General features: G+C 71.3%; 19 protein-coding genes. 9 read left to right on the top strand and 10 right to left on the bottom strand.

Features of this window, described 5'->3' with window-relative positions:
* Positions 1-10: 10 nt before the first annotated feature.
* From ybeY to RR3_RS08005, 3 genes are all read right to left on the bottom strand, one after another.
* Entirely contained in the window at positions 11-553 is a 543-nt protein-coding gene (ybeY, locus tag RR3_RS08015; RefSeq protein ID WP_003937044.1) for an rRNA maturation RNase YbeY, read from the bottom strand.
* A gap of 67 nt (positions 554-620) precedes the next feature.
* On the bottom strand, positions 621-1,688 hold the full coding sequence (locus RR3_RS08010) for a PhoH family protein (RefSeq protein ID WP_010594259.1): 1,068 nt from the start codon (positions 1,686-1,688) through the stop codon (positions 621-623).
* A gap of 62 nt (positions 1,689-1,750) precedes the next feature.
* The gene (locus RR3_RS08005; protein WP_048771123.1) at positions 1,751-2,425 is read right to left on the bottom strand and encodes a TetR/AcrR family transcriptional regulator; all 675 of its coding nucleotides are present in this window, start codon (positions 2,423-2,425) and stop codon (positions 1,751-1,753) included.
* A gap of 127 nt (positions 2,426-2,552) precedes the next feature.
* Here RR3_RS08005 and RR3_RS08000 point away from each other — a divergent pair, with 127 nt between their 5' ends.
* Positions 2,553-4,127, top strand: a complete 1,575-nt coding sequence (locus RR3_RS08000; protein ID WP_040275171.1) for an MFS transporter — start codon at positions 2,553-2,555, stop codon at positions 4,125-4,127.
* Positions 4,128-4,131: 4 nt separating this feature from the next.
* Here RR3_RS08000 and RR3_RS07995 read toward each other — a convergent pair whose 3' ends face one another.
* The 4 genes from RR3_RS07995 to hrcA all read right to left on the bottom strand — a co-directional run bounded on the left by RR3_RS07995 (position 4,132) and on the right by hrcA (position 7,975).
* Positions 4,132-4,923 (bottom strand): alpha/beta hydrolase family protein, encoded by a 792-nt coding sequence (locus RR3_RS07995; protein WP_026137654.1) that lies wholly within the window; start codon positions 4,921-4,923, stop codon positions 4,132-4,134.
* A gap of 13 nt (positions 4,924-4,936) precedes the next feature.
* Positions 4,937-5,698: a 16S rRNA (uracil(1498)-N(3))-methyltransferase gene (locus tag RR3_RS07990; protein ID WP_017680321.1), complete on the bottom strand. Its 762-nt coding sequence runs from the start codon at positions 5,696-5,698 to the stop codon at positions 4,937-4,939.
* Positions 5,699-5,707: 9 nt separating this feature from the next.
* The gene (dnaJ, locus tag RR3_RS07985) at positions 5,708-6,859 is read right to left on the bottom strand and encodes a molecular chaperone DnaJ (RefSeq protein ID WP_059174581.1); all 1,152 of its coding nucleotides are present in this window, start codon (positions 6,857-6,859) and stop codon (positions 5,708-5,710) included.
* A gap of 72 nt (positions 6,860-6,931) precedes the next feature.
* A complete protein-coding gene (hrcA, locus tag RR3_RS07980) occupies positions 6,932-7,975 on the bottom strand; it encodes a heat-inducible transcriptional repressor HrcA (RefSeq protein WP_017680320.1) in 1,044 nt (347 codons plus the stop codon).
* Positions 7,976-8,124: 149 nt separating this feature from the next.
* Between hrcA and RR3_RS07975 the strand changes: the two genes are divergently transcribed.
* Entirely contained in the window at positions 8,125-8,460 is a 336-nt protein-coding gene (locus RR3_RS07975; RefSeq protein ID WP_040275169.1) for a type II toxin-antitoxin system VapB family antitoxin, read from the top strand.
* A 189-nt stretch (positions 8,461-8,649) separates the two neighbouring features.
* Here RR3_RS07975 and hemW read toward each other — a convergent pair whose 3' ends face one another.
* Positions 8,650-9,852, bottom strand: a complete 1,203-nt coding sequence (gene hemW, locus RR3_RS07970; protein ID WP_064066556.1) for a radical SAM family heme chaperone HemW — start codon at positions 9,850-9,852, stop codon at positions 8,650-8,652.
* 496 nt (positions 9,853-10,348) lie between these two features.
* On the opposite strand from hemW, the gene RR3_RS07965 reads away from it, so the two are divergent.
* The 6 genes from RR3_RS07965 (at position 10,349) to RR3_RS07940 (ending at position 16,782) form a co-directional block, all read left to right on the top strand.
* Positions 10,349-12,076: a nitrite/sulfite reductase gene (locus RR3_RS07965; protein WP_010594248.1), complete on the top strand. Its 1,728-nt coding sequence runs from the start codon at positions 10,349-10,351 to the stop codon at positions 12,074-12,076.
* Complete coding sequence (locus RR3_RS07960; RefSeq protein ID WP_064066555.1) at positions 12,073-12,810, top strand: phosphoadenylyl-sulfate reductase; 738 nt, start codon at positions 12,073-12,075, stop codon at positions 12,808-12,810. Before RR3_RS07965 ends, RR3_RS07960 begins: the two co-directional genes overlap by 4 nt.
* The gene (gene cysD / locus RR3_RS07955) at positions 12,807-13,751 is read left to right on the top strand and encodes a sulfate adenylyltransferase subunit CysD (RefSeq protein WP_010594246.1); all 945 of its coding nucleotides are present in this window, start codon (positions 12,807-12,809) and stop codon (positions 13,749-13,751) included. Before RR3_RS07960 ends, cysD begins: the two co-directional genes overlap by 4 nt.
* Before the next feature lie 2 nt (positions 13,752-13,753).
* The gene (locus tag RR3_RS07950) at positions 13,754-15,076 is read left to right on the top strand and encodes a sulfate adenylyltransferase subunit 1 (protein ID WP_010594245.1); all 1,323 of its coding nucleotides are present in this window, start codon (positions 13,754-13,756) and stop codon (positions 15,074-15,076) included.
* The gene (locus RR3_RS07945; RefSeq protein ID WP_064066554.1) at positions 15,073-15,828 is read left to right on the top strand and encodes a sirohydrochlorin chelatase; all 756 of its coding nucleotides are present in this window, start codon (positions 15,073-15,075) and stop codon (positions 15,826-15,828) included. The genes RR3_RS07950 and RR3_RS07945 overlap by 4 nt, the downstream gene beginning before the upstream one ends.
* A gap of 72 nt (positions 15,829-15,900) precedes the next feature.
* Positions 15,901-16,782, top strand: a complete 882-nt coding sequence (locus tag RR3_RS07940; protein WP_010594243.1) for a universal stress protein — start codon at positions 15,901-15,903, stop codon at positions 16,780-16,782.
* 68 nt (positions 16,783-16,850) lie between these two features.
* Here the strand turns inward: RR3_RS07940 and RR3_RS07935 are convergent, their stop codons facing one another.
* Both RR3_RS07935 and RR3_RS07930 read right to left on the bottom strand, forming a co-directional pair.
* The gene (locus tag RR3_RS07935; protein ID WP_010594242.1) at positions 16,851-17,867 is read right to left on the bottom strand and encodes an extracellular solute-binding protein; all 1,017 of its coding nucleotides are present in this window, start codon (positions 17,865-17,867) and stop codon (positions 16,851-16,853) included.
* Between the two features lie 98 nt (positions 17,868-17,965).
* Positions 17,966-18,172 (bottom strand): hypothetical protein, encoded by a 207-nt coding sequence (locus RR3_RS07930; protein WP_010594241.1) that lies wholly within the window; start codon positions 18,170-18,172, stop codon positions 17,966-17,968.
* A gap of 64 nt (positions 18,173-18,236) precedes the next feature.
* Between RR3_RS07930 and RR3_RS07925 the strand changes: the two genes are divergently transcribed.
* On the top strand, positions 18,237-20,195 hold the full coding sequence (locus tag RR3_RS07925; protein ID WP_064066334.1) for a glycoside hydrolase family 15 protein: 1,959 nt from the start codon (positions 18,237-18,239) through the stop codon (positions 20,193-20,195).

Raw genomic sequence — 20,195 nt, 5'->3', positions numbered from 1 at the left:
CACGACGCCGCTACCGCTCGGTCGGGTCGAAGAACCCGGCCTTGCCGAGGAGCTGCTGGTCGCGGGCAGCGAGCCGGGCCTCGTGCTCCGCGCGCCGCAGTTCCTCGTACCACTCCTCGAGGAGCTGATTCTGCAGACCGAACATCTCCTTCTCCTCGTCGGGTTCGGCGTGGTCGTAGCCGAGCAGGTGCAGAACGCCGTGGACGGTGAGCACCGCGAGTTCGTGCGCGAGTGAATGGCCGGCCTTGTCGGCCTGTTCCGCAGCGAAGGACGGACACAGCACGATGTCGCCGAGCATCGAGGGGCCGGGCTCGGGAGCGTCGGGGCGGCCGCCGGGTTCGAGCTCGTCCATGGGAAAGGACATCACATCGGTGGGGCCGGGCAGGTCCATCCAGCGCATGTGCAGATCGGCCATGGTGCCGGAGTCGACGAGCACCATCGACAGTTCTGCGGCGGGGTGCACGTCCATCCGGGCGATGACGAACCGTGCGATGTCGATCAGGTCCTCCTCGGCGACGTCCATCCCCGATTCGTTCGAGATCTCGATGCTCATCTGTGGAGTTCCTTCTGGGCAGCTGCGGACACGGCGGGTGCGAGGCGGGAGGGGCCCTCGGTCGCGGTCACCGGCGCGGCACCCGGTTCTGGGCCGCTGCCCGCCGCTGGGCGCGGTTGCCCATCGCGACGCCGGCCGGCCGATCGGCCTCGAATCGCTCGTAGGCGTCGACGATGTCGGAGACGAGCCGGTGACGCACCACGTCGCTGCTGTCGAGGACCGCGAAGTGGATGCCGTCGATGCCGTCGAGGATCTCGGCGGCGGCGGCCAGCCCGGAGCGGGCGCCTCCGGGCAGGTCCACCTGTGTGGTGTCGCCGGTGACGACGATCTTCGACCCGAAGCCGAGCCGGGTCAGGAACATCTTCATCTGTTCGGCGGTCGTGTTCTGGGCCTCGTCGAGGATGATGAACGCGTCGTTGAGGGTGCGTCCGCGCATGTACGCCAGCGGTGCGACTTCGATGACTCCGGCCTGCATCAGCTTCGGGATGGCTTCCGGATCCATCATGTCGTGCAGCGCGTCGTGCAGCGGGCGCAGGTACGGGTCGATCTTCTCGTGCAGCGTGCCGGGCAGGAAGCCGAGGCGCTCCCCCGCCTCGACGGCGGGACGCGTGAGGATGATGCGGGTGACCTGCTTCGACTGCAGCGCCTGCACGGCCTTGGCCATGGCGAGGTACGTCTTGCCGGTGCCGGCGGGCCCGATGCCGAACACGATCGTGTTGGTGTCGATGGCGTCGACGTAACGCTTCTGGTTGAGGGTCTTGGGCCGGATGGTCTTGCCGCGCCGGGACAGGATGTCGAGGCTGAGGACGTCGGCCGGCGCGTCGGACAGGCCCTGCGTGAGCATGCCCACGGTGCGGCGCACCGCGTCCGGGGTCACCGGCTGCCCGCGTCCGACGAGGGTGACGAGTTGCCCGAGCACCCGTTCCGCGAGCGCGACGTCCGCGGGCGCGCCGGTGAGGGTGACGGAGTTGCCGCGTACGTGGATGTCCGCGCCGAGTGCCCGTTCGAGGGCGATGAGATTCTCGTCGGCCGAGCCGAGCAGCGGTGCCGCAGCTTCGGGAGGCAGGTCCAAGTTGGAACGGACGGTGGTCCGTTCGGCGTTCCCGGTGTCTCGGGTGTCGTCTGGTTCACTCACGTGGACGGTACGGCCTGCTTTCGGGTCGGCTGGCGCACGACGGGTGTCGTGACGATGTCAGTCTAGCGCCGGGTGTCTCCGCGCCCCACCGCATTGCCGCCCGGCGCGGGTGCCCGGTGCTGATCCCACGGCGTTCGCCGGGCCCGCTGGACGACGGCGACGGCACGCTCCGGTGGAACCCCCATCAGGACGAGGGCGGCCAGGGCGACCGACTCACCCGCGTCGTGCACCATGCCGCGGTTGGCCTGCTCGAGGGTGGCCATCGTGAGCCCCTCGAGCATCCCGACGAGGACGACGGGCGGCAGGTACGCGGAGAACACCCCCGACCGGCGGCCCCGCTCCACGATCGCGAGGGTGCGGGTGCGCAGCGGGGCGATGAGCTCACCGATGCGCTCGTCGCCGACCTCCTTGCGCGCGAAGGACAACAGCACGCGGAAGCGGTCTCCGACGGGCCAGGTCATGAGGGCGGCGACGGCGAGCGCCAGGTCGGGTTCCTCGGGATCCGGCCGGTCGACCGCCGCCGCGAGCGCGGCGGCCGCCTCCTCCGCGATGCCGTCGACGAGCGCCTCGCGGCTCGGGAAGTGGGCGTAGACGGTGCGGCGCACCACGCCGGCAGCCTGGGCGACGTCGTCCATGCTGGCGTCCGGGTCGGCCGCGAAACACCCCATCGCCGCCTCGAGGATCCGGGCTCGGTTCCGGCTCGTCCGCCGCCGCGGCTCCCGGCCCGGTTCGGCCACGCTGAACACCTTCTTCCACCGCAGAGTGTGACGTCCGTCAACTTTACTTGCACACAGGTGTGCAACTTTCTAACTTGCACATGGATGTGCAAATTGCCGCCGCACCGGCATGTCGTGAGGAGCGCCGATGACCTCGAGCCTGGTCCGTCCGGCCACGGATCCCACCCGCCCGTATCCGCGCCGGTGGGCCGGCCTCGCGGTGCTCTGCCTGAGCCTGCTGATCGTCGTGATGGCCAACACCGCACTCATCGTCGCGGCGCCGAGCATGCTGCGCGAACTGCAGCTGACCAGCACCGACCTGCAGTGGGTCATCGACGGCTACACCGTGCCCTACGCCGCGCTGATGCTGCTCGCGGGCGTCCTCGGCGACCGTTACGGCCGCCGGCGCGCCCTCCTCACCGGCCTCGCCGTCTTCGCCGGGGGCGCCGTGTTCGGCAGCCTCGCCGGCACCGCGGCCGAAGTGATCGGCGCCCGCATCACGATGGGCGTCGGCGCCGCGGTGATCATGCCCGCAACCCTGTCCCTGCTCGTCGCCATGTTCCCCGCCGCGGAACGACCCCGCGCAATCGCCGCGTGGGCCGCGACGTCCGGACTGGCGATCGCGCTCGGGCCCCTGCTCGCGGGGTGGCTGCTCGAACAGCACGCGTGGGGCTCGACGTTCCTCGTCAACGTGCCGATCGCGGCATTCGCCGCGGTCGGGGCGCTCGCACTGGTGCCGCCCTCGCGGGCCGAGCACGTCACCCGCATCGACTGGGTCGGCGGCGCCCTGTCCGTAGCCGCCGTCGGCGCGCTCGTCGCCGGCATCATCGAGGGTTTCCACTTCGGTTGGCACGCAACGGCGCTCGGCGCGCTGACGGTCGCCCTCCTCGCCGGCGGCGGCTTCGTCGCCTGGGAGCTGCGGCACCCGCAGCCGCTGCTGGCCCTCGGGCGCGTCGCCGACCGGTCCGTCGCAGGTGCGTGCCTGTCCGTGCTGCTGCTCTTCCTCACGTCGTTCGGGGCGATCTACTTCGTGGCGCAGCAGTTCCAGTTCGTGTTCGGCTACAGCCCGCTCGAGACCGGCCTGCGCCTGCTTCCACTGGCCGCCGCGGTCTCGGTCGGATCGGCCGTGAGCGGCCGGCTGGCGCCGCGTCTCGGCGCGCGCGTCGCGATCGGTGCCGGCACGGCGGTCGCCGCCGCCGGAGTCCTCACTCTGACCCTCCTCGACGCCGGTTCCGGATACACGATCTTCCTCGTCGCGCTCGTTCTCCTCGGCCTCGGCATCGGGCTGGCCGCTCCGCCGGCCACCGACCTCGTGATGAGCGGATTCCCCGAGGCCGAACTCGGCGCCGCGGGCGGCCTCAACGACACCGCCGTCGAACTCGGCGGATCCCTCGGCATCGCCGTGCTGGGCTCGGTCCTGGCCACCACGTACCAGCGTGAGATCTCCGCGTTCCTCACCGGACTACCGCTCGCGAACCTCGACGGGCCGACGGCCGCGCAGGCCGACACGGCCGTCGCCGCCGCGGGCGATTCCGTGGGCGGCGCTGCCCTCGTCGCCGAGGAGCTGGCGAAGAACCCGTTCGCCTCCTCTTACGCCCGACCGCTTCTCGACGCGTCGGCCGACGCGTTCTCGGAGGCGATCACGTCGGCGAGCCTCGTCGGCGGCGTCGCCCTGGCCGTCGGCGCCGTCGTCGTCACCGCGGTCCTGCCCCCGCGCCGCTGACCCGTCAGCCCTCCCGACGCACCCGCGAACCGATCGGCTCCGGGGCGAGCAGCAGCTCGCGCGACAGCGCCCAGCTGCGCGTCCGCTTGTCGAGGAACGCAAAGTGATCCTCACCGTCGACGACGTGCAGTGCCACCGGATCACCCGCGGCGGCCGCCGCCTCGGCATAGCGCTCGGCGACCCTCACCGGCACCTGTGCGTCTTCGGTGCCGTGCACGAGCGCGACCGGTACCCCGATCGGCACCCGGTGCCGGGGCGACGCCGACCGGTACAACTGCGGGTCCGCCTCGTAGGGCTGACCGAACAGATCCTCGATGTAGCCCACCCGGCGGCCACGTTCGCCCGCGGACGCGAGGTCGAGCGCACCCGCCTGGGCGACGACGAGTTCGGGACGCACCTGCGTTCGCTGGCCCGCGAGCCACACGGCGAGCTGACCACCGGCCGAGTGCCCGACCACCCGCACCCGGTCCGGATCCAGTGCGACGCCCCCGGCCCGGGCCCGCTCGGCCACCGCGGTAGCGACGGCGTCGAGGGCGGCGACGATGTCGGCGGACATCTCCGGCCACCGCCCGCCCGCACCGATCCGCCGGTACTCGACGTTCCAGGCGGCCACGCCGTGCGCGGCAAGTTCGAGCGAGAGTGGCGTACCGAGGGTGAGGTGGTACTCGCCGCTCCAGAATCCGCCGTGGACGACCATCACCACCGGTACGGGCACGCCCGGATCCGTGGCGTCCGGCAGGTACAGGTGGCCGAACTGCTGCGGCTGCGGACCGTAGGCGATGCGCACTCGGGACATGTTCTCGAGTGTGTCAGTGGAGCGGTCGCGCATCCCAACGCGGGGTCAGCACACCCACCGCGCCCAGCGCGACCGCCGCAGCCGTGGACGTTCGCAGTACCGTCGGCCCGAGCAGCACCGGCCGCGCTCCCGCCGTCGTCAGCGCCGCGAGCTCGGCGTCGTCGACGCCGCCCTCCGGCCCGACCACGAGCAGCAGTTCGGCGGCAGCGGCCAGGGGCAGCGAACCGAAGGGGTCGGTCGCGGACTCGTGCAGGACCGCCGCGACGCCCCCGCGAGCGACCGTCGCGCGCACGGCCTCGGCGACGTCCGCGGTCCGATGGACCGGCGCGACCTCGGGCACGTGCGGACGCCGGGACTGTTTCGCGGCCGCCACCGCGACGGCCTGCCATCGCCCGACGCCCTTGGCGGCCTTCGGTCCGTCCCACCGGGCGACGCACCGCGCAGCCTGCCACGGCACGAACGCGTCCGCGCCCGCCTCCGTCGCCAGTTCCACCGCCAGTTCGGAACGATCGGATTTCGGCAATGCCTGCACCACGGTGACCCGGGGGCGCGGTGCGGGGACCTCCCGACGCGCCAGGACGCGGGCCTCGAGCCGGTCCTTCGCGGTGGCCGTCACCTCCACGTCGGCGAGGTGGCCGCGCCCGTCCGACAGGACGAGACGCTCGCCCACCGCGATGCGCCGCACGGTCGCCGCGTGGCGACCCTCCTTGCCGTCGAGGACCGCGACCGCTCCCGCCTCGGGCAGCGGATCGAGGTAGAACAGGGTAGCGGCCACCGCGCGGCCTCAGCGCGCGCTGAACGCGTCGCGCAGCCGGGAGAAGAAGCCCCCGGCGTGCTGCGAGCCGGTGGTGACGACCTCGGGCACCTCGTGCTCGCGCTTGCGCCGGAACTCCTCGAGCAGCTTGACCTGCTTGCCGTCGAGCTTCGCCGGGACGACGACCTCGAGGTGGGCGTGCACGTCCCCGCGCACCCCGGAACGCAATTTGGGCATGCCGTGGCCGCGGAGCACCACCACCGACCCGGGCTGAGTACCGGGATCGACGGCGATCTCGGCAGGCCCGTCGACGAGGGTGTCGAGCACGACGGTGGTACCGAGTGCCGCGTCGACCATCGGGACCCGGATCGTGCAGTGCAGGTCGTCGCCGTCGCGCACGAACACGTCGTGCGCCTGCTCGATGATCTCGACGTACAGGTCGCCGGCGGGGCCGCCGCCGGGGCCGACCTCGCCCTGCGCCGCCAGCCGGATACGCATGCCGTTGCTGACACCGGCCGGCACCTTGACCGTGATCTCACGGCGGGCCCGCACCCGGCCGTCGCCGCCGCACTTGCGGCACGGGTCCGGGATCGTCTCCCCGGCGCCGCGGCACGTCGGGCACGGGCGCGACGTCATGACCTGACCCAGGAACGAGCGCTGCACCGACTGCACCTCACCGGCGCCGCCACACGTCTCGCACCGTACGGCCTTGGAGTCGCCGTGGGTACCGGACCCGGCACACCCGTCGCACAGGATCGCGGTCTCCACGGCGATCTGCTTGGTGACACCGGTGGCGCACTCCTCGAGAGTCAGCCGGGTGCGCAGCAGCGAGTCCGCGCCGGGCTGGACGCGGCCCCGGGGTCCGCGGGACGTGGTCGCCCCGCCGCCGAAGAACGCCTCGAACACGTCGCCGAGACCACCGAAGCCGGCTCCCGAGAAGCCCCCGCCCGCCGCCCCCGGGCCGGTTTCGAGCGGATCCCCGCCGAGATCGACGATGCGCCGCTTCTCCGGGTCGGAGAGCACCTCGTACGCCGTGGAGATCTCCTGGAACCTCTTCTGCGCCGCCTCGTCCGGGTTCACATCCGGGTGGTGCTCGCGCGCAAGCTTGCGGTACGCCCGCTTGATCTCCTGATCGGTCGCGTTCTTCGACACGCCGAGCGTCCCGTAGTAGTCCCGTGCCACGTGAGTTCTTCGTCCTTCTCTATTCGCACAGCTAGTTGTGTCGTCGGATGGTCCGTCGGCGCCGACCGGCGCTCAGCGTTCGCCGAGCACCTCACCGATGTAGCGGGCGACCGCAGCCACCGACGCAATCGTCCCCGGATAGTCCATCCGGGTGGGGCCGAGCACACCGAGGCCACCGAAGACGGTGCCCGCGGCACCGTACCCGGTGGACACCACGGACGTGCCGCGCATCTGCTCGACCTGGGTCTCCTCGCCGATCCGCACCGTCACCCGCCCGGCGTCCTGGGTCGCCGCCAGCAGCTTGAGAACCACCACCTGCTCCTCGAGCGCCTCGAGCACGGTACGCAACGAGCCGGGGAAGCCCGCATGCGCGTCGAAGTCGGCGGCGTTACGCGTCAGGTTCGCCGTGCCGCCGAGCACGAGCCGTTCCTCGGGATGTTCGACGAGGGTTTCCACCAGCACGGTCGCGCACCGGATGACCGCATCGCGCAGTCCGTCGGGCGCGTCCCCGGCGAGCTCGCTGACCGCGATCGATGCCGCGGCGAGCCGCTTACCGGTCAGCGCCGCCCCGAGCAGATCCCGCAACCGCGCCAGGTCCTCCTCGCCGAGAACGTCACCGAGCTCGACGATGCGCTGGTCCACCCGGCCGGAGTCGGTGATGAGCACCAGCAGCAATCGCGCAGGAGTCAGCGCAACGACCTCGAGATGGCGGACCGAGGACGCCGACAGCGTGGGGTACTGCACCACCGCGACCTGCCGGGTCAGCTGCGCCAGCAACCGGACGCCGCGGCGCAGCACGTCGTCGAGGTCCACGCCCGACTCGAGGAACTGCAGGATCGCGCGGCGTTCGGCTCCCGAGAGGGGCTTGACGTCGGCGATCCGGTCGACGAACTGGCGGTAACCCTTGTCGGTGGGAACCCGGCCCGAGCTGGTGTGCGGCTGGGTGATGTAACCCTCGGCCTCGAGCACGGCCATGTCGTTGCGGACCGTCGCGCTGGACACACCCAGGTTGTGGCGTTCGACGAGGGTCTTCGAACCGATCGGTTCCTTGGTGGACACGTAATCGGCCACGATCGCTCGCAACACCTCGAAGCGTCGTTCCTCGGTGCTCGACACCCCGCCCACCTCCGTCTCTGCAGTCGCACCCGGAACGGCACGCATCACCGCAGGACGGTGCACTGCGTGCCGTTTCGCTCCAGTTTAGTCGCCGGGCCGGGGTGGCGAGCGGCACGGCGCCCGCCGACGATGCGTCGTAAGTTGGTGCCATGATCTTCAAGGGCGTCCGGGACGGCAAGCCGTATCCCGACCACGGGCTCTCGCTGCGCGACTGGGCGCAGATCCCACCCCGGCAGGTGCGGCTGGACCAGATCGTCACCACCACGAAGGTGCTCGAACTCGACCGGCTGCTGTCCGAGGACTCCACCTTCTACGGCGACCTCTTCCCCCACGCCGTCCAGTGGAAGGGCGTGCTGTACCTCGAGGACGGCCTGCACCGCGCCGTCCGCTCGGCGCTGCGCAATCGCACCGTCCTGCACGCGCGGGTGTTCGACTACGACGTCCTGTTCCCGCACACGGCGGACGCAGACACCGCCGAGTCGTAGACGTCGCACTGCCGCGCGGGCATGGTGTCACGCCGCCGGGCGGTCGAGCCGGCCCGCCGCCGTGCAGCTCAGGGCGGCCCACCGCCGTGCATTCGGGGCGGCCCGCCGCCGTGCATTCGGGGCGGCCCGCCGCCGTGCATTCGGGGCGGCCCGCCGCCGTGCATTCGGGGCGGCCCGCCGCCGTGCAGCTCAGGTCAGGATCGTGCGCACCACGGCGTCGGCGAGGAGCCGGCCCCGGTCGGTGAGCACCAGCCGGCCGGCGCGCAGTTCGGCGAGGCCGTCCGCGACGACCGTCTCGGCGGCGCCTCGTTCGTCCGGGGTGAGCACGTCCAGCGGCAGGCCGGTGCGCAGCCGCACCTCGAGCATCACCCGCTCGGTGTGGACGTCGGCGGCGGTGAGCAGTTCGCTGCCGCCGACGGGGAGTTCACCGGCGGCGAGCGCGTCCGCATAGCGCGCCGGGTGCTTGACGTTCCACCAACGCACGCCGCCGACGTGGCCGTGGGCCCCCGGCCCGGCCCCCCACCAGTCGCCGCCGTCCCAGTAGCCGAGGTTGTGGGCGCACCGGGCCGACGGATCGTCGGCGCGCGCCCAGTTCGACACCTCGTACCAGGTCAGACCGGCGGCCTCGAGCCGCGCGTCGATGCGCTCGTAGCGGGCCGCGAGCACGTCGTCGTCGGGGGCCGGCAACTCACCCCGCCGCACCCGGCGGGCGAGCGCGGTGCCGTCCTCGACGATCAGTGCATACGCCGAGACATGATCGACCCCCGCCGCGAGCACGGCATCGAGGGACGCGTCGAGATCCTCGTCCCGCTCCCCCGGGGTCCCGTAGATCAGGTCGAGATTGACGTGGCCGAACCCGGCGGCGCGTGCCTCGCCCGCCGCCGCGACGGCCCGGCCCGGGGTGTGCGTGCGGTCGAGTACCGCCAGCACGTGCGGGGCAGCCGACTGCATGCCCAGCGACACGCGCGTGTATCCGGCCGCACGGATCCGGTCGAAGAAGTCCGGGGACGTCGACTCCGGGTTGGACTCCGTCGTCACCTCCGCGCCGGGGGCGAGGCCGAAACTCGATCGCACCGCGCCGAGCACCTGCCCCAGGCCGTCGGCACCGAGCAACGACGGGGTACCACCACCGACGAAGACGGTCTGCGCCGGCGGAGACCCGAGTAGCTGCGCCGCGGCATCGAGCTCTCGGCGCAGGCCCTCGAGCCACGACTGCGGGGACGCCGACGTGCCGAGCTCCCCGGCGGTGTAGGTGTTGAAGTCGCAGTAGCCGCAGCGCGTCGCGCAGAACGGGACGTGCACGTACACACCGAACGGGCGGGAACCGATCCCGGCCAGCGCCGAAGCCGGCAGCTCGAGTCCTGCACCGACTCCGACACCCGTTCCGCTCACTCCCCCAGTGTTCCAGAAGGCCTGTGTTCCAGGAGGCCGGTGTTCCGGATGGCCGGTGTTCCGGATGGCCGGTGTTCCGGATGGCCGGTGTTCCGGATGGCCGGTGTTCCGGATGGCCGGTGTTCCGGAAGTCGCACGGGGCTGTCGCTCGAACACGACCCGGACACGCCACTCCGGGTCCGGCCCTGCCACCTCGGCATTTCCCCGATTTCCGGTGTAAATACCGCCACGTTTCGAGAACAGGGCCGTGACATGGCACAATGGTCGCCATGACCGGACCCGGAGTGCGACTCGTGGCGCGACGCCACGTCGACCTCAAGCGCGTCTGTGCATCGCGGTGTCTGTCCTGCACCGCCGGTTTCTGCGCCGACTGTCGATAGTCGGCCCACCCCCTCCGGCAGCCCCGATTCCTGCCGGATCGAGGCATGTCCGCGCCGGGCTCAGCCCGCCCTGCCGACCCCCGATCCGGTCCCCCGCGAATTCCAGGAGTACCCGTATGTCGTCGACCACCGACGTCTCCCCCGCCGGCGATACGACCGAAACCGCCGCGCCCCGCCCCCGGCCTGCTCGCCCCGCCAAACGACGCGCGGAGGGCCAGTGGGCTCTCGGATACCGTGAGCCGCTCAACCCCAACGAGCAGGTCAAGAAGGACGACAACCCGCTCAACGTGCGCCGTCGCATCGAAGACATCTACGCGCACACCGGATTCGACGGCATCGACCGGACCGACCTGCGCAACCGGTTCCGCTGGTGGGGCCTGTACACGCAGCGCGAACAGGGCTACGACGGCACCTACACCGGCGACGAGAACATCGATCTGCTCGAGGCGAAGTACTTCATGATGCGGGTGCGCTGCGACGGCGGCGCCCTGAATCTCGCGCAGCTGCGCACCATCGCGGGGATCTCGACCGAGTTCGCGCGCAACACCGCCGACCTGTCGGACCGCGAGAACGTCCAGTACCACTGGATCGAAGTCGAGAACGTCCCGGAGATCTGGCGACGCCTCGAGTCCGTCGGCCTGAAGACGACCGAGGCGTGCGGCGACTGCCCGCGCGTGGTCCTCGGCTCCCCCCTCGCCGGCGAGTCCCTCGACGAGATCATCGACGGCACACCGGCGGTCGAGGAGATCGTCCGCCGCTACATCGGCGACCCGAAGTACTCGAACCTGCCGCGCAAGTTCAAGACCGCGATCTCCGGCCAGCAGGACGTGGTGCACGAGATCAACGACGTCGCGTTCGTCGGCGTGAACCACCCGGAGCACGGCCCCGGGTTCGACCTGTGGGTCGGCGGTGGCCTGTCGACGAATCCGATGCTGGCGCAACGGGTCGGCGCGTGGGTCCCGCTCGCCGAGGTACCCGACGTGTGGGAGGCCGTCGTGTCGGTCTTCCGCGACTACGGCTACCGCCGGCTGCGGTCGAAGGCTCGGCTGAAGTTCCTGGTCAAGGACTGGGGCGTGGAGAAGTTCCGCGAGGTTCTCGAAACGGAGTACCTGAAGCGGCCGATGCTGGACGGGCCCGCCCCGGAGCAGCCGACTCGACCGATCGACCACGTGGGCGTGCAGAAACTGCGCAACGGACTCAACGCGGTCGGCGTCGCCCCCATCGCGGGCCGGGTCTCCGGCACGATCCTCGCCGCCGTCGCCGACGCGGCCGAGAAGGCGGGATCCGATCGCATCCGCTTCACGCCCTACCAGAAGCTCATCGTGCTCGACGTGGCCGACGAGAAGGTCGATCAGCTGATCGCCGACCTCGACGAGCTGGGTCTGCCCGCGAACCCGACGCCGTGGCGCAAGAACCTGATGGCCTGCACGGGCATCGAGTTCTGCAAGTTGTCGTTCGTCGAGACCCGCAAGCGCTCGCAGGCGCTGGTGCCCGAACTCGAGCAGCGCCTCGCCGACGTCAACGCCCAGCTGGACGTTCCGGTGACGATCAACATCAACGGCTGCCCCAACTCGTGCGCACGGTCGCAGGTCGCCGACATCGGCTTCAAGGGCCAGCTCGTCGACGACGGGGACGGCAACCAGGTCGAGGGATTCCAGGTGCACCTCGGCGGGACGCTCGGCATGGACGCGGCATTCGGCCGCAAGCTGCGCCAGCACAAGGTGACCAGCGCCGAGACGGGCGACTACATCGAGCGGGTGGTGCGCAACTTCGTCAAGCACCGCAACGCGGGAGAACGCTTCTCGCAGTGGGTGTTGCGCGCGGACGAGGCCGATTTGCGATGACCGGGGAGCAGACGATCGAAGGACGGAACGTGACGACGACACGGACGACGGAGGAACTGCGGGAACTGGCCGCGCAGGGGGCGGCCGCTCTCGAGGGCGCCTCGGCGCAAGACCTGCTGCAGTGGACGGAGGAGAACTTCGGCGACTCGTACATCGTGGCGTCGAACATGCAGGACGGGGTGCTCGTGCACCTCGCGGCGCAGGTGCACCCCGGCGTGGACGTGCTCTTCCTCGACACCGGTTACCACTTCGCCGAGACCCTCGGCACCCGGGACGCCGTCGCGCAGGTGTACGGCGTGAACCTGGTCGAGGCCAAGGCGCAGCAGACGGTGGCCGAGCAGGACGCCCTGCTCGGTAAGGACCTGTTCGCGCGGGACCCCAACGAGTGCTGCCGCCTGCGGAAGGTGGTGCCGCTGAAGCAGACCCTGGCGGGCTACCAGGCGTGGGTCACCGGCATCCGCCGGGTGGAGGCCCCGACCCGGGCCAACGCCCCGCTGATCTCCTTCGACGACGCCTTCGGGCTGGTGAAGATCAACCCGATCGCCGCGTGGTCCGACGAGGACATGCAGAACTACATCGACGAACACGGGATCCTCGTCAATCCCCTGGTCGAGGAGGGCTACCCCTCCATCGGGTGCGCCCCCTGCACCGCCAAACCACTACCCGGAGCCGATCCGCGCAGCGGACGGTGGGCCGGCCGAGCCAAGATCGAATGCGGGTTGCACGCCTCATGACACTCATCGACACGAAATTCACCGAATCCCGGAACACGTCGGACGGCACCAGGTTCGACACCCTCGACGCCCTCGAGTCGGAAGCGATCCACGTCTTCCGCGAGGTCGCCGGCGAGTTCGAGCGCCCGGTGATCCTGTTCTCGGGCGGCAAGGACTCGACGGTCCTGCTGCACCTGGCGCTCAAGGCCTTCTGGCCGGCGCCCCTGCCGTTCGCGCTGCTGCACGTCGACACCGGGCACAATCTTCCCGAGGTCCTCGAGTTCCGCGACCACGTCGTCGAGAAGTACGGGTTGCGGTTGCACGTGGCGAAGGTCGAGGACTACCTCGCCGACGGCCGCCTCACCGAGCGGCCCGACGGGATCCGCAACCCGCTGCAGACGGTGCCGCTGCTCGACGCCATCGCCGACAACCGTTTCGACGCGGTGTTCGGCGGCGGCCGCCGCGACGAGGAACGCTCCCGCGCCAAGGAACGGATCTTCTCCCTGCGCAATGCGTTCGGCCAGTGGGACCCCAAGCGGCAGCGGCCCGAGTTGTGGAACCTCTACAACGGCCGGCACGCCCCGGGCGAGCACGTGCGGGTCTTCCCGCTGAGCAACTTCACCGAGCTCGACATCTGGCGGTACATCGCCCGCGAGGACATCGAACTCGCGAGCATCTACTACGCCCACCAGCGCCCGGTGTACCGGCGGGACGGCATGTGGATGACACCCGGCGTGTGGGGCGGCCCGGCCGAGGGTGAGGAACTCGAGGTCCGGTCGGTGCGCTACCGCACGGTCGGTGACGGGTCCACGACCGGCGCGATCCTGTCCGAGGCGGCCGACAACGAGGCGATCCTCGACGAGGTCGCCGCGTCGCGGCTCACCGAGCGCGGCGCCACCCGCGGCGACGACCGCGTGTCCGAAGCGGCCATGGAGGACCGCAAGCGAGAGGGATATTTCTGATCATGAGCGACCTCCCCGTGCACAGCACGCAGCTGCTCCGGCTCGCCACCGCCGGCAGTGTCGACGACGGCAAGTCCACCCTGGTGGGCCGGCTCCTGTACGACACCAAGTCCGTGCTCGCCGACCAGATCGACGCGGTCACCCGCGCCTCGGTCGACAAGGGGCTCGACACCCCGGACCTGTCCCTGCTCGTCGACGGCCTGCGTGCCGAGCGCGAACAGGGCATCACCATCGACGTCGCGTACCGCTACTTCGCCACCCCCCGGCGCAGTTTCGTGCTGGCGGACACCCCGGGACACGTGCAGTACACCCGCAACACCGTCTCGGGGGCATCCACCGCCCAGCTCGTGGTGCTGCTCGTCGACGCACGCAAGGGTGTGGTCGCGCAGACCCGCAAGCACGCCGCCGTGCTCGCGTTGCTCGGCGTGCCCAAGCTCGTGCTGGCGGTCAACAAGATCGATCTGGTCGACGACCCGGCGGCCGTGTTCGCCGACATCTGCGGCCGGTTCAACGAGCTGACCCGGTCGCTCGGCTGGTCGCCGGAGGACGTGCAGGAGATCCCGGTCTCCGCACTGCACGGCGACAACGTCGCGGTCCGTTCGGAGAACACGCCGTACTACGACGGCCCGACGCTCATCGAGCACCTCGAGTCCGTCCCGGTCGACGCCGACGTCCACGGCCGCCACGAGATCGGGCTGCGGTTCCCGGTGCAGTACGTGATCCGGCCCCGCACCGCCGACTACCCGGACTACCGCGGCTACGCCGGACAGATCGCGGCAGGCACCGTCCGGCCCGGCGACGAGGTCGTGATCCTGCCCGCGGGCACCCGGACCACGATCGAGCGGATCGACACCGCCGACGGCGAGCTCGCGTTCGCCCATGCCGGCCGCAGCGTCACCCTCGTCCTCGCGGACGACGTCGACGTCTCGCGCGGGGACGTCATCGCCGCCCCGGCCGCCGCCCCGGAACCGATCGGCCAGTTCGAGGCGACGGTGTGCTGGCTGGCCGAGAAGCCGCTGCGGCCCGGCGCCCGGCTGCTGCTCAAGCACGGCACCCGCACGACCCAGGCGATCGTCGGGACGCTCGAGGAGCGCTTCGACGAACAGACCCTGACGTCGGTTCCCGCCCCCGAGTCGCTCGAACTCAACGAGATCGCCCGCATCACCGTCCGGGTCGCCGAACCCATCGCGGCCGACGACTACAAGGTCAACCGCCGCACGGGCAGCTTCCTGCTCATCGACCCCGCCGGTGGGAACACCCTCGCCGCGGGCCTGGTGGGCAACAGCCTCGCCGAGATCGAGCTCGGGGACCGCGTCCCCGCATGATCCCCCTCGTCGCCGTCGCGCACGGCAGCCGTGACCCGCGCTCGGCGCGCGCCATGGCTGCCGCGCTGGCGGCGCTGCGGGACCGCCACCCGGACCGGGAGGTGCGGCTTGCGTTCCTGGATCTGAACACCCCCTCGGTGGGGCAGGTCGTCGATGCCGTCGCCGCCGAGGGGCACCGCCGCGTCGTGGTGGTCCCGTTGCTGCTGGGCAGCGCCTTCCACGCCCGGGTCGATCTGCCCGCGCTCCTCGCCGAGGCCCGCGTCCGGCATCCGCGTCTCGACGTGGTCCAGGCGGACGTCCTCGGCGCGGACGACCGTCTCGTGTCCGCGGTGAGCGAGACGATCGGCGCGGCCGGTGTCTCCCGGACCGACCCGAGCGTGGGCGTCGCCCTGTGCGCGGTCGGATCCCGGCGCCGGGACGCCAATGCCGCCACCGCGGCGATCACCCCGCGCCTGCTGCGGGGCACGGCGTGGGCGTGGGGCCGCACGTGCTTCGCCACCGCCGCGGCGCCGACGGTCGTCGACGCCCTGGCGGACCTGCGTGCCGCCGGTGCCAGCACGCTCGTGCTCGCCCCCTGGATGCTCGCGCCCGGACTGCTGTGGGACCGCGCCGCCGCCGCCGCCCGGGCGGAGTTCCCGGAGGTCGTCTGTTCCGGCACCCTCGCGGACTCCCCCGCCGTCGGGTTCGTGGTCGACGAGCGCTACCGGCAGTCGCTCGTGCACGCCGGGGTCGCGTCGCGTCGCACCGCCTGACGCCCACCGATTGCCTCTGGCGCACTCCGGTCCTGTCGGCACAGACTGGACTCGAGGCAAGGAGGCATCGTCATGGCCACAGCACCGATTCGGCACGGGATCGTCGTCGGGGTCGACGGTTCGGACGGCTCGTTCTCCGCGGCGCACTGGGCCGCGTCCGCCGCCCGGATCTTCGGTGAGCCGTTGCACCTGGTCAACGTGCTCCCCGAGGCGCCGAGCGCCACCGGCAGATCCAGGGAGGAGTTCGCCAAGCTCTTGCAGGCCGACAGCGAACGGCTGCTCGAACGTGCCCGGCGCGCGGCGCTCGACGGTCGTACGGATGTCGAGGTCGACTGCAGCAGCCGGTCGGGCCCCCCGGCGAAGACCCTCGTCGAACTGTCGAATACGGCCCGTCTGCTGGTGGTCGGCCGAACCACGACCGGGGAACTGCGCTCGATGTTCGCCGGCTCCGACGTCGTCCGCGTCGCCAACCAGGCCCGCTGCCCGGTCGTGGCGTGGCGGGGCGAAGGCGACCACGAGGAGGTGGACACCCGGCCGGTCGTCGTCGGTGTCGACGGCAGCGCCTTGAGCACGGCCGCCATCGAGCACGCGTTCGAGTTCGCCTCGTTCCTCGGCGTCCCGTTGATCGCGGTGCACGCGTGGACCGAGCAGTCCACCCTGCGCGGCTACGACGAGTCCGCGCGCTTCGTCGACTGGTCGACGTACGCGCAGCAGAAGGCCGCCGACCTCGCGGAGAGCCTGGGCGGGTGGCGCGAGCGATATCCCGACGTCGAGGTGCGGCCCGAGCTCGAGCGCCGCGGCGCGATGGTGGCCCTCATCGAGCGCTCCGTCGACGCGCAACTCGTCGCGGTGGGCAGCCACGGTCGCAGCACGATCGCGTCGGCCCTCCTCGGCTCCACCGGTCAGGGCCTGCTCCACCATTCCCGCTGCCCGGTGCTCATCTGCCGGGAATGACCCTCGGTCCCAGAACTCCGCTTCGCGCAAGGAATTTCGAGCGCCTCGACCGTGGGGGCGGCATCCTCCTACTTCGTCGCCTCGGCGTAGATCACGGCGATGCTGCCGGTGCCGGGCCGGAACAGCTCGGCCTCGACCGCACTCCAGCCACCGAGATCGTCGACGGTCCACAGCGTTTCGGGGGCCGGGAAGTCTCCGGCGAACTCCCGCGCGACGCCCGGGTCGGCCGGCCGGAATCCGGCGGAAGCCCAAATCCTCTGCGCCTGCGCGGTGTAGAGGAAGTCGTTGAACTCCTGAGCGGCCACCACGTCGGGCGCGTTGTCGATCACCACCGCGGGACTGTCGATCCGGAGGGTGGTGGTCAAGGGCACGCGCCGGACCGCGGCGCCGTCGCGCTCGAGCCGGACCGCGTCGCGTTCCGACAGGAGCAGCACGTCGCCGGCACCCCGCACGAACATCTCCACGGCCTCTTCGGCGCTCGCGGGCCAGGACTCGATGTGGTCACCGACCAGCGCCGTGAGGTAGTCCCGGCCCGCCTGCGGGTCGGCACCGCCGTTGCTCGTCGCGGCGTAGGCGGCGAGCAGGTTGAGCTCGGCCGCGCCGGAAGCCGACGGGTCGGGCGTGATCACCTCGAGGCCCGGAGCGAGCAGGTCGTCCCAGTCCGTCACGCCCCACGGGTTGTCCTCCCGCACGAGCATCGCCACGACGGATCCGTACGGAATCCCCCGGTACGCCCCCGCGTTCCAGTCCGCGTCGACCAACCCGGCATCGACGAGCCCGGACAGGTCCGGCACCGTGGCGAAGGTCACGAAATCCGCCGAGGCGCCGTCGACGACGGCGGCAGCCTGCTGCGCGGACGGACCGGACGTGACGTCGAAGCGGACGTCCTCGCCGGCGTCGGTGCTGCCGAACGCGGCGATCACCGCGTCCAGCGCTGCCCGGGCCCCCTCGGCGGCGTACAGGTCGACGGTGGGGCCGGCGCCGGCCCCACCGTCGTCGCTCCCCCGCCCGTCACCGGCCGAGCACGCCGTGAGCGCGGCGGCGGCTGCGAGCGCGACGACGTGCCGGCTCGGACGGAATCTCACGACACACCTCCGGCGCGGATCAACGGGTCAGCAGCCAGGCCACGACGACGAGAACGAGCAGGGCGGCCAGGGTGAGGGTCACGCGTGAGCGCGGCATGTCAGCGATCCTCCGTCTTCGGTTCGGACGCGGCCGGCTCCCTGCGCCCGACGGCCGCGAGGACGCCCGCGAGGGCACGGTCGAGCAACCAGGCCACGCCGGCGCACACCGGCACCACGACACCCAGCACGAGCGCGACCTGCGGGACGAACGGGAGGCCGGCCAGCCACAACTCGAAGCCGTCCCACCACGATGCCGCCCGATCCACGCCCCCACCCTAGTCGGCACCCGTTCGGTGGACGCCGGGGGCCGGGTGCCGGGATCATGTGGTGATGGCACACACGTTTGAAGGATCGGGGCTCTCGTCCGCGCATTCGCACCCGCCGCACCGGAGCCCCTACCCGCCGATCGACGACTACGCGTTCCTGTCGGACTGCGAAACGACCTGCCTCATCGCCCGCAACGGGGCGGTCGAATGGATGTGCCTGCCCCGGCCGGACTCGCCCAGCGTGTTCGGCGCGATCCTCGACCGCAGTGCCGGCTACTTCCGCATCGGCCCGCACGACCGCACCGTCCCGGCGGCACGCCGGTACCTGCCCGGTGGACTGATCCTCGAGACGACGTGGCAGACCGAGACGGGATGGATAGTGGTGCGCGACGCCCTGGTGATGGCGCCGTGGCATGCCGTCCAGGAGCGGTCGCGGACCGACACGCGGACACCGACGGACTGGGACGCCGAGCACATGCTGCTGCGCACCGTCCGCTGCGTGAGCGGGACCGTGGAACTCGAGGTCAGTTGCGCCCCCGCGTTCGACTACCATCGCGCCCCGGCGCGCTGGGAGTACACGGGCAAGGTGTACGAGGAGGCCACGGCGTACTGCACCGCCGGTGAACCCGGGGAGCACCCCGAACTGCGGCTCACCACCGATCTCCGGCTCGGCCTCGAGGACGGGGAGGCACGGGCACGAACCCGGATGCGCAAGGGCGACAAGGCGTTCGTCGCCCTGTCGTGGTCGGACGTGCCGTGCCCGGGGACGTACGAGGAGGCCGCCGCGAAGATGGCCGAGACCGCGGACTTCTGGCGGGAGTGGATCACCACCGGTCGTTTCCCCGATCACCCCTGGCGCAGCTACCTGCAGCGCAGCGCACTGACCCTCAAGGGACTGACCTACGCGCCCACCGGGGCACTGCTCGCCGCAGCCACCACATCCCTTCCGGAAACACCTGGCGGAGAAAGGAACTGGGATTACCGCTACGCGTGGGTACGCGATTCGACGTTCGCGCTGTGGGGTCTGTACACGCTCGGGCTCGACCGGGAGGCCGACGCGTTCTTCGCCTTCATCTCCGACGCGTCCCGCAGCGAGGACGGCACATTGCAGCCGTTGCAGGTCATGTACGGCGTGGGCGGCGAGCGGGTGCTCACCGAATCGCAGCTCGAGCACCTGTGCGGCTACGACGGAGCGCGTCCGGTACGGATCGGAAACGATGCGTATCATCAAGTGCAGCACGACATCTGGGGCGCGATGCTGGACTCGGTGTACCTGCACGCGAGGACCCGCCGGCACATGCCCCAGTCCTTCTGGCCGGCCGTGAAACGCCTCGTCGGGCAGGCCGAGCAGCACTGGCGCCTGCCCGATCGCGGCATCTGGGAGGTGCGGGGTGAGCCCCAGCACTTCACCTCGTCCAAGGTGATGTGCTGGGTCGCGCTCGACCGGGGCGCACGGCTGGCGCGCACACACGGCCGCCCCGACTACGCGGTGCGGTGGGAGGCCGTGGCGGACGAGATCAAGGCGGACATCCTCGCGCACGGCGTCGACGAGCGCGGGGTGTTCACCCAGCGCTACGGGCACCCCTCCCTCGACGCCTCGGCGCTGCTGGTGGTGCTGCTGCGGTTCCTGCCGGCCGACGATCCGCGGGTGCGGGCGACGGTCCTGGCGATCGAGGACGAACTCACCGAGGACGGACTGGTCCTGCGGTACCGGGTGGACTCGACCGACGACGGGCTGACCGGCGAGGAGGGCACCTTCACGATCTGCTCGTTCTGGCTGGTCTCCGCCCTCGTGGAGATCGGGGAGGTGGAAAGGGCCCGCATCCTGTGCGAACGGCTCCTCGGCTACGCCAGCCCGCTCAAGCTCTACGCCGAGGAGATCGACCCGCGCTCGGGCCGGCACCTGGGCAACTTCCCCCAGGCCTTCACCCACCTGGCCCAGATCAATGCGGTCGTGCACGTGATCCGCGCGGAGGAGCAGATCGCGGCCGGCGAGTTCCAGCCCGCGCGCCGTGCGCCGTGA

This window comes from Rhodococcus ruber NBRC 15591, from assembly GCF_001894945.1.
Lineage (GTDB): Bacteria > Actinomycetota > Actinomycetes > Mycobacteriales > Mycobacteriaceae > Rhodococcus > Rhodococcus ruber.
Note: the sequence above shows the minus strand (reverse complement) of the source record. Positions and strands in the feature narration are given on the sequence as shown.

Bases quoted from the DNA above. Each gene is read 5' to 3' on its own strand.
- RR3_RS07945 (WP_064066554.1), top strand. From the start codon at position 15,073: ATGATCCCCCTCGTCGCCGTCGCGCACGGCAGCCGTGACCCGCGCTCG.
- RR3_RS07925 (WP_064066334.1), top strand. From the start codon at position 18,237: ATGGCACACACGTTTGAAGGATCGGGGCTCTCGTCCGCGCATTCGCAC.
- RR3_RS08000 (WP_040275171.1), top strand. From the start codon at position 2,553: ATGACCTCGAGCCTGGTCCGTCCGGCCACGGATCCCACCCGCCCGTAT.
- ybeY (WP_003937044.1), bottom strand. From the start codon at position 553: ATGAGCATCGAGATCTCGAACGAATCGGGGATGGACGTCGCCGAGGAG.
- cysD (WP_010594246.1), top strand. From the start codon at position 12,807: ATGACACTCATCGACACGAAATTCACCGAATCCCGGAACACGTCGGAC.
- RR3_RS07960 (WP_064066555.1), top strand. From the start codon at position 12,073: ATGACCGGGGAGCAGACGATCGAAGGACGGAACGTGACGACGACACGG.
- RR3_RS07965 (WP_010594248.1), top strand. From the start codon at position 10,349: ATGTCGTCGACCACCGACGTCTCCCCCGCCGGCGATACGACCGAAACC.
- RR3_RS07940 (WP_010594243.1), top strand. From the start codon at position 15,901: ATGGCCACAGCACCGATTCGGCACGGGATCGTCGTCGGGGTCGACGGT.
- RR3_RS07950 (WP_010594245.1), top strand. From the start codon at position 13,754: ATGAGCGACCTCCCCGTGCACAGCACGCAGCTGCTCCGGCTCGCCACC.
- RR3_RS07995 (WP_026137654.1), bottom strand. From the start codon at position 4,923: ATGTCCCGAGTGCGCATCGCCTACGGTCCGCAGCCGCAGCAGTTCGGC.
- RR3_RS07975 (WP_040275169.1), top strand. From the start codon at position 8,125: ATGATCTTCAAGGGCGTCCGGGACGGCAAGCCGTATCCCGACCACGGG.